This is a genomic window from Xenorhabdus sp. BG5, assembly GCF_015163665.1.
Classification (GTDB): Bacteria; Pseudomonadota; Gammaproteobacteria; order Enterobacterales; family Enterobacteriaceae; genus Xenorhabdus.
Window position 1 is genome coordinate 1 of record NZ_JADEUG010000035.1, and the last position, 16,313, is coordinate 16,313.

Annotated in this window: 18 protein-coding genes and 1 pseudogene; 9 read left to right on the forward strand and 10 right to left on the reverse strand. The window is 40.3% G+C overall.

Going from position 1 to position 16,313, the window contains the following annotated elements:
• Window positions 1-312: 312 nt before the first annotated feature.
• A complete protein-coding gene (gene ybjG, locus IQ209_RS15155; protein ID WP_193852077.1) occupies window positions 313-921 on the reverse strand; it encodes an undecaprenyl-diphosphate phosphatase in 609 nt (202 codons plus the stop codon).
• A 475-nt stretch (window positions 922-1,396) separates the two neighbouring features.
• Complete coding sequence (locus tag IQ209_RS15160; RefSeq protein WP_193852078.1) at window positions 1,397-1,660, reverse strand: GrxA family glutaredoxin; 264 nt, start codon at window positions 1,658-1,660, stop codon at window positions 1,397-1,399.
• 56 nt (window positions 1,661-1,716) lie between these two features.
• Between IQ209_RS15160 and IQ209_RS15165 the strand changes: the two genes are divergently transcribed.
• The 4 genes from IQ209_RS15165 to rlmC all read left to right on the forward strand — a co-directional run bounded on the left by IQ209_RS15165 (window position 1,717) and on the right by rlmC (window position 3,944).
• The gene (locus IQ209_RS15165) at window positions 1,717-1,872 is read left to right on the forward strand and encodes a hypothetical protein (RefSeq protein WP_193852079.1); all 156 of its coding nucleotides are present in this window, start codon (window positions 1,717-1,719) and stop codon (window positions 1,870-1,872) included.
• Window positions 1,869-2,180, forward strand: a complete 312-nt coding sequence (locus tag IQ209_RS15170) for a YbjC family protein (protein ID WP_193852080.1) — start codon at window positions 1,869-1,871, stop codon at window positions 2,178-2,180. Before IQ209_RS15165 ends, IQ209_RS15170 begins: the two co-directional genes overlap by 4 nt.
• An 83-nt stretch (window positions 2,181-2,263) precedes the next feature.
• On the forward strand, window positions 2,264-2,785 hold the full coding sequence (locus IQ209_RS15175) for a YbjN domain-containing protein (protein ID WP_193852081.1): 522 nt from the start codon (window positions 2,264-2,266) through the stop codon (window positions 2,783-2,785).
• Between the two features lie 25 nt (window positions 2,786-2,810).
• A complete protein-coding gene (gene rlmC / locus IQ209_RS15180) occupies window positions 2,811-3,944 on the forward strand; it encodes a 23S rRNA (uracil(747)-C(5))-methyltransferase RlmC (RefSeq protein ID WP_193852082.1) in 1,134 nt (377 codons plus the stop codon).
• An 86-nt stretch (window positions 3,945-4,030) separates the two neighbouring features.
• Here rlmC and artM read toward each other — a convergent pair whose 3' ends face one another.
• The 5 genes from artM to IQ209_RS15205 all read right to left on the reverse strand — a co-directional run bounded on the left by artM (window position 4,031) and on the right by IQ209_RS15205 (window position 8,204).
• The gene (gene artM / locus IQ209_RS15185) at window positions 4,031-4,699 is read right to left on the reverse strand and encodes an arginine ABC transporter permease ArtM (protein ID WP_193852104.1); all 669 of its coding nucleotides are present in this window, start codon (window positions 4,697-4,699) and stop codon (window positions 4,031-4,033) included.
• Window positions 4,699-5,415, reverse strand: a complete 717-nt coding sequence (gene artQ, locus IQ209_RS15190) for an arginine ABC transporter permease ArtQ (protein ID WP_193852083.1) — start codon at window positions 5,413-5,415, stop codon at window positions 4,699-4,701. The genes artM and artQ overlap by 1 nt, the downstream gene beginning before the upstream one ends.
• 11 nt (window positions 5,416-5,426) lie before the next feature.
• Window positions 5,427-6,164, reverse strand: coding sequence for an arginine ABC transporter substrate-binding protein (gene artJ / locus IQ209_RS15195; RefSeq protein WP_193852084.1), 738 nt, complete (start codon window positions 6,162-6,164; stop codon window positions 5,427-5,429).
• Between the two features lie 172 nt (window positions 6,165-6,336).
• Complete coding sequence (artP, locus tag IQ209_RS15200) at window positions 6,337-7,065, reverse strand: arginine ABC transporter ATP-binding protein ArtP (RefSeq protein ID WP_193852085.1); 729 nt, start codon at window positions 7,063-7,065, stop codon at window positions 6,337-6,339.
• Window positions 7,066-7,301: 236 nt separating this feature from the next.
• A complete protein-coding gene (locus tag IQ209_RS15205) occupies window positions 7,302-8,204 on the reverse strand; it encodes a lysine exporter LysO family protein (protein WP_193852086.1) in 903 nt (300 codons plus the stop codon).
• 273 nt (window positions 8,205-8,477) lie between these two features.
• On the opposite strand from IQ209_RS15205, the pseudogene IQ209_RS15210 reads away from it, so the two are divergent.
• The 3 genes and pseudogenes from IQ209_RS15210 to macB form a co-directional block, all read left to right on the forward strand.
• A pseudogene (locus IQ209_RS15210) lies at window positions 8,478-8,579 on the forward strand (hypothetical protein); the annotation flags it as partial.
• 220 nt (window positions 8,580-8,799) lie between these two features.
• Window positions 8,800-9,945 carry a macrolide transporter subunit MacA gene (gene macA, locus IQ209_RS15215; RefSeq protein WP_193852087.1) on the forward strand — a complete coding sequence of 382 codons (1,146 nt, stop codon included), beginning with the start codon at window positions 8,800-8,802 and terminating at the stop codon, window positions 9,943-9,945.
• A 2-nt stretch (window positions 9,946-9,947) separates the two neighbouring features.
• Window positions 9,948-11,906, forward strand: coding sequence for a macrolide ABC transporter ATP-binding protein/permease MacB (gene macB, locus IQ209_RS15220; protein ID WP_193852088.1), 1,959 nt, complete (start codon window positions 9,948-9,950; stop codon window positions 11,904-11,906).
• A 65-nt stretch (window positions 11,907-11,971) separates the two neighbouring features.
• Here macB and cspD read toward each other — a convergent pair whose 3' ends face one another.
• Complete coding sequence (cspD, locus tag IQ209_RS15225; RefSeq protein ID WP_189758491.1) at window positions 11,972-12,199, reverse strand: cold shock-like protein CspD; 228 nt, start codon at window positions 12,197-12,199, stop codon at window positions 11,972-11,974.
• A 325-nt stretch (window positions 12,200-12,524) separates the two neighbouring features.
• Between cspD and clpS the strand changes: the two genes are divergently transcribed.
• Together clpS and clpA are read left to right on the forward strand one after the other, a co-directional pair.
• Complete coding sequence (gene clpS, locus IQ209_RS15230; protein ID WP_193852089.1) at window positions 12,525-12,845, forward strand: ATP-dependent Clp protease adapter ClpS; 321 nt, start codon at window positions 12,525-12,527, stop codon at window positions 12,843-12,845.
• 32 nt (window positions 12,846-12,877) lie between these two features.
• Complete coding sequence (gene clpA / locus IQ209_RS15235; protein ID WP_193852090.1) at window positions 12,878-15,163, forward strand: ATP-dependent Clp protease ATP-binding subunit ClpA; 2,286 nt, start codon at window positions 12,878-12,880, stop codon at window positions 15,161-15,163.
• Window positions 15,164-15,230: 67 nt separating this feature from the next.
• Here clpA and infA read toward each other — a convergent pair whose 3' ends face one another.
• Together infA and aat are read right to left on the reverse strand one after the other, a co-directional pair.
• On the reverse strand, window positions 15,231-15,452 hold the full coding sequence (infA, locus tag IQ209_RS15240; protein ID WP_047767507.1) for a translation initiation factor IF-1: 222 nt from the start codon (window positions 15,450-15,452) through the stop codon (window positions 15,231-15,233).
• 163 nt (window positions 15,453-15,615) lie between these two features.
• Window positions 15,616-16,305 carry a leucyl/phenylalanyl-tRNA--protein transferase gene (gene aat, locus IQ209_RS15245; protein ID WP_193852091.1) on the reverse strand — a complete coding sequence of 230 codons (690 nt, stop codon included), beginning with the start codon at window positions 16,303-16,305 and terminating at the stop codon, window positions 15,616-15,618.
• Between the last annotated feature and the right edge of the window lie 8 nt (window positions 16,306-16,313).

The following is a 16,313-nucleotide window of genomic DNA, read 5'->3' on the forward strand; positions in this document are numbered from 1 at the left end:
CTGCATATGGTGTTCATTTTTTAAATGAAAATGTGTTTAGTATTGATTATGCCTTAATAAGCGTTTTAAGGATAATCAATTGTTGTGTGTGAAATTTGTTCTTTAACTCTATGTTTATGAAGCAATAGTAATCATTTTATAGTTATATATTGTTAAATATAACGTAGGATTTTGTTCTGATATTTAAAGCCACTATGAAGAATAGAATAAATGTTAAAAAATTTCTTGAACAAAATAATACCACGCTTTTTTTATGGATATCAGTGACACCAGCCATATAGAGATATATGACCAGTGCATATTTACATTTGATTAATTTTTTACCCACCCTTTTTTGATAAAAAATGCGCAGCAAAATTGGTAGAGTCGGGTAAGTTTGCTTTGTAAATGCGCTCCGTATTGGCTCCAAAATATTTGGGAAAAAGCACATCCCAACAGGCTGACTAAAAATGCCCCAATCATATCGATTGGCCAGTGAACGCCCACATAGACACGTGACCAGGCAATGGCACAGGCGATGACCATTAGAGATAAACCTGACCAAACGCGGTGCCAAAATATAAATGCCAGAGCAAAAGTAAAGACGGCTGTGCCGTGGTTGCTGGGAAAAGATTCTGTAGGAGCATGGTAGAGAAAATTATAGCCAAAACCTTCGACAAATGGCCGGGCATGTGGAACGGTTACCCCGATGATATAGGAGATCGTCATGCCAAAGGCAAAAGCAATGCAAGATTTACTGACAACGATGCGTTGAGATGTGATAGCTCTTTCTTTTCCCCAAAGCCAGCAAATGACCAATGTAATAGGGTAAATAAATACGCAATATTTCGCTATAAAGATGGCAAGCGAGATCATTGCTGGTGGTGAATCTGGGGTTGCATTGATAAAAGTAAACAAATTGTGGTTAAGTTGTTCTAGCAAAGTCAGCCTCACAAGCGAGATATTTACGTAAACAGGGTGATTTTATTTTATCAACTCATTGTTAACAATAATAATTTCATATAAAAAAGCGAATTACATTGATTAATAATTTTATTTAATGTTTGTTGATGGTGCATGAGTAAATAATATAGGGATTGCAATAATAATGAAAGATAACCGCTATCTTGCAAGTCACTCGTGACTAACAAAAAACCCGATAGCCTTTAACCAAAGTGGATGACTATCGGGCTCCTCAATATGGGGACATCAAAGAAAAGCAGTGGCAATAATTAAGACTGCATTATGATGTGAAAGTTCTCATCCTTGAGAAAAAATCGCAAAATTTTTTCAAGAAGATGGAATTTTTTCGAAGAGCAGCTATGGTTAAGGCACCCGCTATCCAGTAAAGGGACGGTTTCTGGCTGGATAGCGGCTTTTTTTGACGACTGATTTTATAACTAATTCTTGGGTTCGATTATTGGTACAGTTCTAGATTGTTTTTAGCATAAGCTTCAAAATCTGTACAGCCACCGATATGTTTCTCGTCAATGAAGATCTGGGGAACAGTCTCAACAGGTTTGCCCACCGTTTTTGATAAGTCGTTTTTGGTGATATTTTCAGCCCAAATATCGACATAGCGATAATCAAAGTCGTCGCGCACTTTTTTTAGTTTTTCAGCGAGTTCTTTGGCGCGAACGCAGTAAGGACAACCAGGGCGGCCAAAAATGACAGTGTACATACAAACTCCTTAATGGTAATGATCATGAACTTCATAGAATGTCATCTGGAGTTACTATGCCTGTAAGTATTAACAAAAAAAAGCAGGAATTGCCTTTTGTTGTAATTAGTCCTGCCAATAAACGGGATTCAGGTATGATAGACTTACCAGGTAACAGAAATCTATTGAGTCATGGAAATTCTATTTTTAGGCTGGAACAGGTTAAAGAATGAAAGTGAACCCATCAAAAGAGATGCGCTCATTGGCTGACATGCCTAAGTTAGTCATTTTATTGGAAATGTTGGGCGTGGGACTGTTGGTTCTGGCTTACTTGTCAATAACTGATAGCATAATTCTATCACCTTTACTAATGACGGCAGAAGCACACATTGCTATGATTTTATTGGGTATCGGTTGCTTGATACCAGCAGCTATCCATATTATCTGGCGTGCAGTCTATAATCTTTCCTTTTTGGGAATTGATCATAAGAAAGCAGATAAAAACCATCAGATTGTCACTGATGATGAAAAAACAAAATAGATTAATTATTATACATACGGCTGCTTGCTGGGAAGTTCCCTTAGGTAGCATGTGTAACTTCTCGGTCATATGAGGTTAATTCGATGGATTCTATGGTTATTCCCGATTTGTCAATTTTGCGCACGTGGCTTGAACAGCTCAAGATCTCTTATTTTGAGAATGATTCAGGCACAGTCTTGCATTTGCCTCATATGCAGAATATTGATGGCTTGTTTGATGCCAAGATCGATCTGTTGGGTGATGTCGTATTGTTTTCTGCTTTGGCCGAAGTCAGGCCAACGGCGATAATTCCATTGGTTGCTAATTTGAGTCAGATTAATGCTTGTTCTCTTACTGTGAAGGCATTTATCGATGTTCAGGATGAAAACTTGCCTAAGTTGATTGTTTGTCAGGCTTTCCCTATTGCGGCTGGCATGACTTTCAGACAATTCTCCAATTTTATGCAGCAGGGTGAAGAACAAATTGCGAATGTGATTTTTGAAATTCACAGCAATAATCTTCTCTATGTCAATAATGATATGGAAAGTGAGATGGAAGTTGAAGTTGAAGTTGAAGATGACGAATCCTTAACTTCAACGAAAACATCAACATTTACTTTGCACTAATATTTTTTTGATATGGTTTTTTACGATGCGATGTGCGCAGTATACCGCGGGGCATTGTCACTCTTGTCAGTGGCTCGATAAGTCCTATTCACAGCAATTATCTGATAAACAACAACATTTAAAGCAACTTTTACAAAAAGGAACAGTAGTACATTGGTTGTCACCGGTAAGTAGCAAAACAAGTGCGTTCCGTAATAAAGCCAAGATGGTAGTCTGTGGCAGTGTTGAACGTCCATTGCTTGGTATGTTGCATCGTGATGGCAGAACGGTGGATCTTTGTGACTGTCCGTTGTATCCAAAATACTTTCAGACGGTATTTGCAGTCATAAAAACATTTATCGCTAAAGCTGGCTTGGTTCCGTACAACGTTGAACGTCGGAAAGGGGAATTAAAATATATTCTTCTGACGGAAAGTCGCGCTAATGGCGAAATAATGTTGCGCTTTGTTTTGCGTTCGGAAACAAAGCTGGCCCAATTAGAGCAGGCTTTGCCTTGGCTGAAGGAACAATTGCCACAAGCAACAGTGATTTCCGCTAATATTCAGCCAACCCATATGGCGATTCTGGAAGGTGAGAAGGAAATCATTTTTACCGAACGTAAGATGCTACAGGAAACTTTTAACGGTATTCCGTTGTACATCCGCCCGCGTAGTTTTTTCCAGACAAATCCAGATATTGCTTCAGAGCTGTATGCAACAGCAGGGCGTTGGGTTAGGGAATTAAACATTAACAGTATGTGGGATCTGTTTTGTGGTGCTGGGGGTTTTGGTCTGCATTGTGCAGATAAAAAGACCCGATTGACAGGGATAGAGATCAGTGCTGAAGCAATTAGTTGTGCTAAAAGTTCTGCCAAAATCCTGGGATTGGAGCAGGTGGATTTTCAGGCATTGGATTCCACTCATTTTGCCCTTGATAAATCACAACTACCTGAGTTAGTACTGGTAAACCCTCCTAGAAGAGGAATTGGTAAAGAGCTATGTGAATACCTTAGCCAGATGGCACCTAAATTTGTTCTCTATTCGAGCTGTAATGCTCAGACGATGGCGAAAGATATCACTATGCTTAAACAATATCGAATAGAAAAAGTACAGTTATTCGATATGTTTCCTCATACCGAACATTATGAAACATTGGCACTGTTAGTTCTTAATGTAAACTAACAATCTTATATCTTGGTTACTCCGTGATAACGGTGAGTTATCACGGGTAGGAATGGTAAAATCAAAGAATTAAGTGTGAACGCTGATTAATTGCGATGTTCAAATGATAAGGCCCGCTGTTCAATTATACGCATCAGCAGTGTCAAAAGGCCATTTATGCAGAGGTAAATAATACCCGCGGCAATAAATATTGTTGCATCATAACTACGCCCAAATTGAAGCTGGCTATATCCCATGATGTCTAATAAGGTGATTGTACTGGCTAGTGAAGTACTCTTGAAAATCAGCACGACTTCATTGGAATAGGAAGAGAGTGCTCGCTTAAGCGCATAAGGTAACAAGATGCGCATAGAATGCACTTTGGACATACCAAGAGCCTGGCAAGATTGCCATTGTCCGGCAGGAATTGCTTTAACAGCCCCGTAAAATAGCAGGGTTGAGTAGGCTGCACTATTCAATGTAAGTGTAACCATTGCACATAACCACGGTTCTGACATAAGTTGCCAGAACCACGGATATTCTTTGAGCGATGGAAATTGCCCCGGCCCATAGTAAATTAGGAAGAACTGAACGAGGAGTGGGGTTCCGGTAAATAGTGTGATATAGCCTCTTACCAATTGAGAAAATACAGGCAGTTTCATTGTCAGAATCATAGTCAAGACAATGGATAGCATGAATGCAGCCAGCAATGCTGAGAAAGTCAAACTGAGGCTGGTTTGCAAGCCGGGTAAAATTTCCTTGATATATTCAAACATCATGAAGCACTCCGTTCAAAATGGGTGGCGCGTATTTCAAGCTGTTTGAGAATAAATTGGCTGATCAGAGTGATTATCAGATAAATTACAGCAACAATCATATACCATGTGAACGGTTCCTGAGTTCGGGTAGCGATACTTTTTGTTTGTAACATCAGATCATTAACGCTGATTAACGAAACCAGGGCAGTGTCTTTTAATAAAACCAGCCATTGATTACCAAGCCCTGGCAGGGCATGGCGCCACATTTGAGGCATAATCAAGCGAAAAAAGATACGGCTTTGGTTTAACCCCAGAGCTTGCCCTGCTTCCCATTGCCCTATCGGAACTGCTTTTAATGCTCCCCTCAGTGTTTGTGAAGCATAAGCAGAATAGAGCAGAGACAGGGCAATAACACCGCACAGAAAAGGGCTGACATCAAAGTTGTCAATTTCCATCTGTATTCTAAAGTGCCAAACAATGAGATTGATATCAAAACCGTCCGACAGCGTAATTAGGAGTTGGGAACTGCCAAAATAGATGAAGAGAACAACTAAAATTTCAGGCAATCCCCTGATCAAGGTAACCCAACAGGAGCCTAAAAAAGCAATAGGTTTCCAGTGAATGGATTCCCATGCAGCAAAAAACATTGCCAGAACTAAACCGACGACAAGCGAGGAAATCGCGAGGCCGACGGTGACTCCGGCGGCATTGATTAAAGAGAGAAGTTCATTCATTAGAATTGAGTTTATTGTTTAAACCATTTTTTGTAGATGGTATCGTAAGTACCGTCTTGTTTAACTTCCGTTAGTGCTTTGTTCAGTTTATCCAGCAACTCAGTATTACCTTTGCGAACTGCGATGCCTAAACCGATACCAAAGTAGTTTTTGTCTGTCACCTTATCGCCAACCGTACTTAATTCTTTATTCTTTTTTAGCCATTCATTGACAACAGCAGTATCACCAAACAACGCATCAATACGACCATTTTTTAAATCAAGGATTGCATTTTGGTAGCTGTCATAAGGTACGGTTTTCAGCTCGTTATGTTGCTCCATCAAATATTTTTGGTGTGTAGTACCATTCTGGGTACCGACTTGTTTACCTTTGAGATCGGCAACTTGAGCAAACTTCCCTTTGATAGCAACGAAAATGGCAGAGTTATCATAATAGGTCTGGGTGAAATCAACTTGTTTTTTCCGATCCGGTGTGATGTCGATACCCGCCATCAAAACATCAACACGACGGAATTTTAAGCTGGGAATGAGGCTATCGAAAGCCTGGTTGGTGAATGTACATTCTGCGTTGAGCTTTGCACATAGGGCATTCGCCAAATCGACGTCGAATCCTTGAATCTGATTATTTGCATCAACAAATTCAAATGGAGGGTAGGTTGCTTCCGTCGCAAAACGGAGCGTTGCTTTCTCTGCTGCGGTTGCTGACAAGGTCACTACACTCAATAAGGCTGCAAACAATAATTTCTTCATAGCGATATCCTGTTGTTTATGAACTTTATGGTTGATAACTGCTTTGATATTTGTTTTGTAATCGATTATCGATATATCTAGTTCATCTTTCAATCCGCTCCCTTACAGGGATGTAGTAGTTTGAAATATTTCGAGTTTATAGATCCAGTATGGTATTTCAGTGTGATAAATCTCAGTGTGATAAATAGTGAGCAAAGGCTTCTGTTTGAGGATGCATAAAATGAGTTGCATCACCTTTTTCGACAATGTGTCCTTGTTCCATATATACAATTTGGCTTGCTGTTTTGCGAGCAAATTCCACTTCATGAGTCACGATAACCTGAGTGATACCGGTTTCTGCCAGTTCTTTAATAATGTCAATGACTTGAGAAGTGATTTCAGGATCGAGTGCAGCAGTAGGTTCATCAAACAATAGAACCTGAGGTTCCATCATTAATGCACGTGCAATGGCAACCCGTTGTTGTTGTCCACCGGAAAGGTGTAGTGGAAAACGATTGGCGAATTCACCCAAACGAAGTCGGGCAAGGAGTTTGGTCGCTTTTTCCCAGGCTTGTTGTTTAGATTGCTTCAATACTCGGCAAGGTGCTTCAATCAAATTATCCATCACGGTTAAGTGTGGCCACAAATTGTATTGTTGGAAGACCATGCCAACTTTTTGGCGCAATGCGAGAATGTCTTTGTGGTTAGGCTGCTGTTTGAAATCAAATTGGTGCATTGCTACATTGAGTAACCCGGAACGAGGAAGCTCCAGTAAATTTAAGACACGCAGCAAAGAACTTTTTCCAGCTCCACTGGGGCCTAGCAACACGACAGTTTCTCCCGATGTACATTCAAAATTGATATCGAATAGAGCCTGATGTGAGCCATAGAAACAATTTATGTTTTTTAATTGAATGCTCATGCGAAAAATATGAATAGTTAATTGATTGGTGGGATATTAATCCTATAAGCATAACTATGCAATGATATTTGCATAAAAACGTTATTTTAATCGAATTGGTTAGTTAACTAATCAATTTGTTGGCATTTTTTAGATCTTTTTTTGCGCTTTATATTCGTTGGGTAGGTTGATTTTTATATCGAAAATTTTTTTTCAGTTTACGTATTAAACCGAATGACTTTTATTGCATAAACTGTTTACTGGGTAAACAACGCAATGAATAAAGGAGTTAATAAACTCAATATAAAACCATGAACGATGGCGGCTGGCACGATATTGATACCACCACAGCGTTGTAAGATCGGTAAGGTAAAGTCAATTGAAGCTGCTCCTGTTAAACCCAATGCGGTTGAACGGTAGCGATTTATTAACATGGGAATAAGCATGATGGATGCCAATTCACGAGCTAAGTCATTAAAAAATGCGGTGCTGCCAAGCACAGGCCCGTAAGCGTCCGAAATTAAAATACCGGAAAGGGAATACCAACCGTACCCTGATGCAATGGCAAGACCCGTTTTGATCGGTAATTCCAACAAAAATGCAGCCAGTACGCCACCCAGCAGAGAACTGATGGCAACCACGATGGCAATAATCGTACCACGACGATTCAGCAGAGTTTGCTTTAGGCTCATACCGTTATTGCGCAGTTGAATCCCAACTAGAAATAGTAAAAAAATCAAGGCAATTGCACTGGCTCGGTTAGAAAAATGAAACACTGACCAGCCTGTTAATCCAATAAGAAACCCCAATACTAATGCACCACATAATTTGACGGAATCCAGAGCCATATGTAATCGGGAAGGGGGTTTTTCCTGTTTATGTGCATTAATAATCCACGGATCTCGTTTATCCAAGAGGAAAAGCGCTAGCATATTAATTATAAAGGTGCACAGAAAAAATGTTGTTGCATACAGCAAGATAGAAAGTAAATGACTGCCCAAGTTTTCCAGCATAGCAAGGCTGATACCCATCAGAATGAGAATGATATAGACCATGACATTGAGTAGCTGATGCACGAGGGTTAGCGCCGATTTATTATTCAGATGAATAAGGTAGCCCAGAGCCAAAGGCAGGAGAATAATGATTAATCCTGAATACATAATCCACATCCTTATCCAATAAAAAACGTCTTTTTATCTAATCTTAATAACGAAAACTAGACACAAAAGCCAGCAAATATATTATATAGAAACAAAAAAATCACACTAAAATAACAAGTAGGATAAAGGGAAATATATTGAAACTCAACGCATTTTTTAATCTCTAATAGAACGGATGTTATAAATAAAATTAAGTAAATCTGGTATGGAAAAGGGGGGAATGTATGTTTTTGGGACGTGTGGTTTTAGGGGATAAACTGATTACCATTAGTACTTGACGAGAATACGATTCTGACTGGTGAGGATGCATGGGGTAAACCCAGCCTTTTAGCCATCTTTACTAATGCCCTGTCATTTTATAAGCTGAGTTTCTAATCGCTCAGTTTTGCAGTCCATTTTGCGTATAATCAATGCGCTGCATATTAAATCTCATATATACCGCAAGCATAATGTCACGTTGGATCTTAGAAAGGGCTTTTGTTTTTTTAAAGAATACATATCAGAAACATCCCATTAATAGGGTTTGTTTATGTCTTATACAGTAAAGTTTAAGTGAAGTCATTAGATTGCATATTTTAATGGTAGGTATTTGTTGATGAAACTTCTTTTTGCCAAGTATCGTTGGATTGGGGCTGGGCTTGTTCTCATAGCTATAGCTTCTGTGTGGTTCTATTTCTTCTATCTGCCGAAACCTATCTCATATCAGACGAGTGTAGTGATAAAGGGAGATTTCGAAAGAAGTGTCCTGGCGGTGGGTAAATTGGATGCGGTCAGTAAAGTTGACGTCGGGGCTCAGGTTAGTGGTCAGTTGAAAGAGCTTTATGTGAAATTGGGGGATAAGGTTAAGCAAGGCCAATTATTGGCATTGATTGATCCACAGACAGCAAAAAACACGGTGGCTGAAATTCAGGAAACAGCAAAATCACTGGAAGCTAATCTCCGTGGAGCGCAGGCTGAACTAAAACTTGCGCAGCTCAAAGCAAATCGCCTGAATCATTTGTTTAAATTACATTTAATTTCGCAGCAAGAATTGGATTCAAGCGTAACAGATATGCAGTCTAAGGCTGCCAGAATTGACGACTTGGCGGCGCAAATTAAGCAAAATAAGGCCAAACTTGATACGGCAAAAACGAATTTGCAATATACCAGAATTACTGCCCCAATAGAGGGCATTGTGACAGATATTAAAACATTCCAGGGACAAACCGTGATTGCTGCACAGCAAGCACCGACCATCCTGACGCTCGCAAATCTTGATACTATGATTGTTAATGCAGAAGTATCGGAGGCCGATGTCATCAATTTAGAGCCTGGACAGAAAGTCTCATTTACCATCTTAGGGGCACCAGGAAGGGAATTTCACAGCGTCCTGAAAGATACTTTGCCAACACCACAAGTTGAGAATAATGCTATTTTCTACTATGCCCGCTTTGAAGTACCTAATCCCGAACATATTTTGCGTTTACAGATGACAGCACAAGTAAAAATAGCGCTTCAAACTTTGCATAATGTATTGATGATCCCAATTTCAGCTTTGGAAATAGCGTCTCACCAATATACGTCTTCAACTCAGCATGTACTTTCTCCGCAATATGACGTGAGTGTTTTGCATAATGGCAAAGCAGAAAAACGTAAAATCACAATAGGAGCCTTTGATAACGCGAATGTCCAGGTGCTCTCTGGGTTGAAGGAAAACGAACGTGTGATCACCAGTCGCAGTGATAGTAGTGCAGAGGAGTAATAATGGGTACATTACTGGAACTAAAAGGCGTTAGTCGTAATTATCCCGCTGGAGAAGGGCAAGTCACTGTTCTGGATAATATTTCATTATCTATACAGGCCGGAGAAATGGTGGCTATTGTTGGCGCTTCTGGTTCCGGTAAGTCTACTTTAATGAATATACTTGGCTGTTTAGATAAACCTATCAGTGGAGAATATTGGGTTGCGGGAAGAAATATTGCTGATTTGGATAGTGATCAATTGGCAGAGTTACGCAGGGAATATTTTGGGTTTATTTTTCAGCGCTACCATTTATTGACTCATTTAACCGCTGAACAAAATGTTGAAATTCCGGCAATTTATTCTGGTGTTTCCAAAATACAACGTCGTGAGCGGGCTATTGAATTGCTAAAAAGCCTTGGATTGGGGAATCGGATTGATTATCGACCAAGCCAGCTTTCAGGTGGACAGCAACAACGAGTCAGTATTGCCAGAGCACTTATGAACGGTGGTCAGGTCATCCTTGCTGACGAACCGACAGGAGCGTTGGATAGTACTTCCGGCCAGGAAATGATGGATGTCTTGAAGAAACTCTGTCAACGAGGACATACGGTTATTATTGTTACCCATGATCCTAATATTGCTGCACAGGCTCAAAGGGTTATTGAAATTAAAGATGGGTGTATCATGAGCGAGGTACGTTCTTCTGAACACCAAAAATTACCTCATATCCCTTCTTCTGTAGATACAAAAACTGTCAATGTAAAAACCTCTTCAGTGCAGCAAATCTGGGGACGTTTTCATGAAGCTTTATTGATGGCATGGCGCGCCATGAATGTGAATAAGCTACGGACTCTGCTGACAATGCTTGGAATTATAATAGGCATTGCTTCTGTCGTCACGATTGTAGTGATTGGTGATGCGGCAAAATCGATGGTGTTATCACATATTAAATCTATTGCAACTAACTCTATATCAATTTATCCAGGAAAAGATTTTGGTAGTGATAACGCTTTGGATATGCAGGCACTGAAACTTACTGATATTCCGGCAATAAAATCTCAGCCTTATGTTCAGGCTGCTTCTCCCGAATTTATGAATAGTGGGCGTTTGCGTCAAGGCAATATAGATGCTAAAGCACAAATATCGGGGGTAGGAAGTGATTTTTTTCAGGTATATGCAATGAAGTTTTCTCAAGGCATTCCATTTACTTCAGACATGATTGAGCGTCAGTCTCAAGTGGTTATCATTGATGATAATACACGTAAGAAGTTCTTTCCTTACCAGGATAATGTGGTAGGCAAAGAGTTATTGTTAACAAATATGCCCTTGACAGTGATTGGTGTAATTGCTAATGGGCAAAATCTTTATAGCAGTAATACATTACAAGTTTGGGTGCCTTACAGTACGATGAATAGCCGTTTGATGAATCAAAATTACTTGAATTCGATTGTTGTCAGGTTAAAAGATGGCTATGTGTCCAACGAAGCAGAAGAAAAACTTAATCAATTGCTGATGTTCCGTCATGGTAAAAAAGACTTTCACACTTATAACGTGAATAAGACTATTAAAATAATGGATAAAACAACCCGGACGATGCAAATATTTTTAACATTAGTTGCGGTAATATCCTTGGTTGTCGGGGGAATTGGTGTCATGAATATCATGTTGGTATCCGTTACTGAGCGGACAAGGGAGATTGGTATTCGTATGGCAGTAGGAGCCAGAACCAGTGACATTATGCAACAATTCCTTATTGAAGCGGTTTTGGTTTGTTTAATAGGAGGGATACTGGGGATTATTCTGTCATACAGCATTTCTTTTATGGTGCAATTGATGTTACCGAACTGGGATTTCGTTTATAACTTCATTGCATTTATTATTGCATTTGGTTGTTCAACGGCAATAGGGGTAATCTTTGGTTTCCTACCTGCAAGAAATGCAGCTCACCTCGATCCCATAGAAGCACTGGCAAGGGAATAAACTAGCACGCCACAAATAAGCTTATTGTCTATTTGTGGCGTGGAAAATACACATTTATCGGGTAACTATTTTTTTGATTTTGAACCATCTTCCAGAGGTACAATAAGGCTGGCGTGGTTACCTTTGGGACCTTGATGAACGTTAAAGTTCACTTTTTGCCCCGCTTTCAGCGTCCTATAACCATCCATCTGAATGGTTGAATAGTGAGCGAATATATCCTCGCCCCCGCTGGCTGGGCAAATAAATCCAAAGCCCTTTGCATTATTGAACCATTTAACAGTACCTGTTTCCATACTTCTCTATCCCTCGTATCACGATTTCGGGTTTAGGAGTCACTAAAAATATTAAAATATGAACAAACGCCCAGACAGAAAGCGGTGTTCATAAAATATACTGTAGTGAAATTCATTACGTCGTCAAGCATATAAACAACGTCAGGCTGTCTCAAATGGCTAAAGTTTGATATAGATAACGGTATCCGATTTTTAGGCAAAATCCTGATCTGCTAATCAAGGAAGGGGTAAGCAGAGGGCTTTATGAAGTGATAAAATATATAGCAGTAGAATGCATTAGTTCATACTAAAATCCAGCGGACAGTGAATACCCAGCGGAAGAATAATGACTGAGTTTTATAACAATTTGAAAGTTGAAGAATTTATTGAGGATGATGTAACACAAGAACTACAACCACCATCAATGTATAAGGTTATTCTTAACAATGACGATTATACCCCTATGGAGTTTGTGGTTGACGTATTGCAAAAGTTCTTTTCTTATGATGTTGAACGAGCAACGCAACTAATGCTGGATGTCCATTACAAAGGGAAAGCAGTTTGCGGAATTTATACGGCAGAGGTCGCAGAAACTAAAGCTGCGCAAGTGAACATGTATGCTAAGGAGCACGAGCATCCGTTACTTTGCACGCTGGAAAAGGTCTGATCTGGCTTACTGAAATTTAGGAGGAGGTGCTTATGCTCAATCAAGAACTGGAGCTTAGTCTCAATATTGCTTTTGCCAAAGCAAGGGATAACAGACATGAATTTATGACTGTAGAGCACCTGTTGCTGGCGTTGTTAAGTAACACATCAGCGCGAGAAGCACTGGAGGCTTGTAAAGTCGATTTGGCGATGTTACGCCAAGAATTAGAAAGTTTTATTGCACAAACCACCCCCTTGTTATCTGAAAATGATGACAGGGATACACAACCTACATTAAGTTTTCAGCGTGTTTTGCAACGTGCGGTATTTCATGTTCAATCGTCGGGGCGTTCGGAGGTCTCTGGGGCGAACGTCTTGGTTGCTATTTTTAGTGAACAGGAGTCCCAGGCTGCTTATTTATTGCGTAAGTATGACGTCAGTCGTTTGGATGTTGTGAACTTTATCTCTCATGGAACGCGCAAAGATGAATCAGATAATGATGCTCACCACAGTATCAATCCAGTTCAGGAAGAGCCGGTAATTAGTGAAGATCGATTGGAAAATTTTACGACCAATCTGAATCAATTGGCACAGAAAGGACAAATTGATCCGCTTGTCGGCCGTCAGAATGAATTGGAGAGAACTATTCAGGTACTCTGCCGTCGCCGCAAAAACAATCCGCTGTTTGTTGGAGAATCAGGTGTTGGTAAGACAGCTATTGCTGAGGGGCTTGCATGGTGTATCGTGCAAAAGAATGTTCCCGAAGTGATGCAGGATTGTACCATCTATTCTCTTGATATTGGCTCATTGTTGGCGGGAACAAAGTATCGTGGTGATTTTGAGAAGCGCTTCAAGTCTTTGTTAAAAACATTGGAACAGGACAGTAAAAGCATTCTCTTTATCGACGAAATCCATACTATTATTGGAGCAGGTGCCGCATCGGGTGGGCAGGTGGACGCAGCTAATCTCATTAAACCGCTGTTGTCCAGTGGGCGTATACGGGTAATTGGCTCAACGACTTACCACGAATTCAGCAATATTTTTGAAAAAGATCGGGCTTTGGCTCGTCGATTCCAAAAGATTGACATTCTTGAACCTTCTTCTGAAGAAACGGTACAAATTATCAATGGGCTGCGTGCTAAATATGAAGCACACCATGATGTTCGTTATACATCGAAGGCCATTCGGGCAGCAGTTGAGTTATCTGTGAAGTATATTACCGATCGTCATTTACCGGATAAAGCCATTGATGTTATTGATGAGGCTGGAGCAAGGACCAGATTAGTGCCAGCTAGCCGCCGTAAGAAGACGATCAATGTTGCCGATATTGAGACTGTTGTTGCCCGCATAGCCCGTATTCCAGAAAAAACAGTGTCAGCCAGTGATAAAGATGTATTGAAGTCACTGGATGAGCGTTTGAAAATGTTGGTCTTTGGCCAAGAAAAATCGATTGCTGCTTTGACGGAAGCCATTAGGATGAGCCGTGCTGGATTGGGACAGGATCATAAACCAGTAGGATCTTTCTTGTTTGCAGGGCCAACGGGAGTGGGGAAAACAGAAGTCACAGTCCAACTTGCCAAGGTTTTGAATGTCAAATTATTGCGATTTGATATGTCAGAGTATATGGAACGCCATACTGTCAGTCGTTTAATCGGTGCTCCTCCGGGTTATGTTGGGTATGATCAGGGAGGATTATTGACCGATGCAATCATCAAGCATCCTCATTCTGTTCTGTTACTGGATGAGATTGAAAAAGCCCATCCTGATGTCTTTAACCTGCTGTTACAGGTTATGGATAATGGTACATTGACTGACAATAATGGTCGCAAGGCGGATTTCCGCAATGTTATTTTGGTGATGACAACCAATGCAGGGGTACGTGAAATACAGCGTAAATCCATTGGATTCACTGAACAGGATAACAGCCCGGATGGTATGGAAGAGATAAAACGGATTTTCACACCTGAATTCCGTAATCGCCTTGATAGCATCATCTGGTTTGATGCACTCTCTCCTGAAGTTATTCAGCAAGTTGTTGATAAATTTATCGTTGAGTTACAAGCACAACTGGATGAAAAAGGCGTCTCTTTGGAAGTCAGTGCAGCTGCCCGTCAATGGTTATGTGACAAAGGTTATGATAAGGCGATGGGAGCACGACCTATGGCCCGTGTCATTCAGGACAATCTCAAAAAACCCCTGGCGAATGAGTTGCTATTTGGCTCTTTGGTACATGGAGGCTCGGTCAAGATTAAACTTGATAAAGCTAAACATATATTGGTGTACGATTTTAAGAGTGCCCAAAAATCGAATAAAAAGAGATCAGAAGATGCTGTATTGTAACCATTAACAGCTACACCACAGGTGAATTTTGAAAAATATGATCACCTGTGGTGCTAAGGTATCTTAATCAGCGGCTACGGAAAGTGATTCGTCCTTTTTCCGGATCATATGTAGTTAGCTCAACTGTAACCTTGTCTCCTGTCAGGATGCGGATATAGTTCTTGCGCATTTTCCCTGAGATATGAGCAGTGACAATGTGTCCGTTGTCTAATTCAACGCGAAACACAGTATTTGGCAGTGTTTCTAAAACAGTACCTTGCATTTCAAAATTAGTGTCTTCTTTGGCCATCTAATCCTCTAAATGTAACAACCATAGTTTTTAACCGGCAAGATAATGCCGAAAAACCATCACTATGTAAAGGAATGTCGTATTTTAAGCCATCATTTTACATACAATAATATGATGGCTAATGACATTCCCACCATGAACAGCATTTATTTCTAAGAGATGATTATAAATCCAGCTTTTGTACAGACCAGCAGCCTGATTGCAATGACTGCTTTCTTAATTGATAAAGATGCTGGAGAAACTTTTCTCTCGGAATATTTTTAGCACCCAATGATTCTGTATGGTGATTTAATACCTGACAATCAAATAGTTGGCCACCATGACGTAAAAAATGGTGATAGAATGCGACAAAAGCACACTTGGAAGCATTCTCCATTTTGCTAAACATCGATTCACCACAAAATAGTGTACCGACACAAACGCCGTATAAACCACCCACAAGTTGATGGTCATACCAGACTTCAATTGAATGAGCTAATCCTTCTTTATGTAAGGTTTGATAACCTTTTTGAACATCTGGCCCAATCCAGGTACCTTCTTGTCGTTGAGCGCAATGATATATCACTTCATCAAAAGCATAGTTTACCGTAATTTGGTAAGTATGTTTGTGAATAAATCGACGTAGTGTTCGGCCAATATGCAATTCTCCTGGAATCAACACGGCCCTGGGATCGGGAGACCACCATAAAGGCGGTTCATCAGGCGAATACCACGGAAAAATCCCCCCATGATACGCTACTCGTAAACGTTCTGCACTTAGATCTCCTCCAAATGCCAATAAACCATTGGGTTCAACCAGCGCATTAGTGGGATGGGGGAATTCATATGAGTTACCCAGTTGAGCTATCGACATAAGTTGAA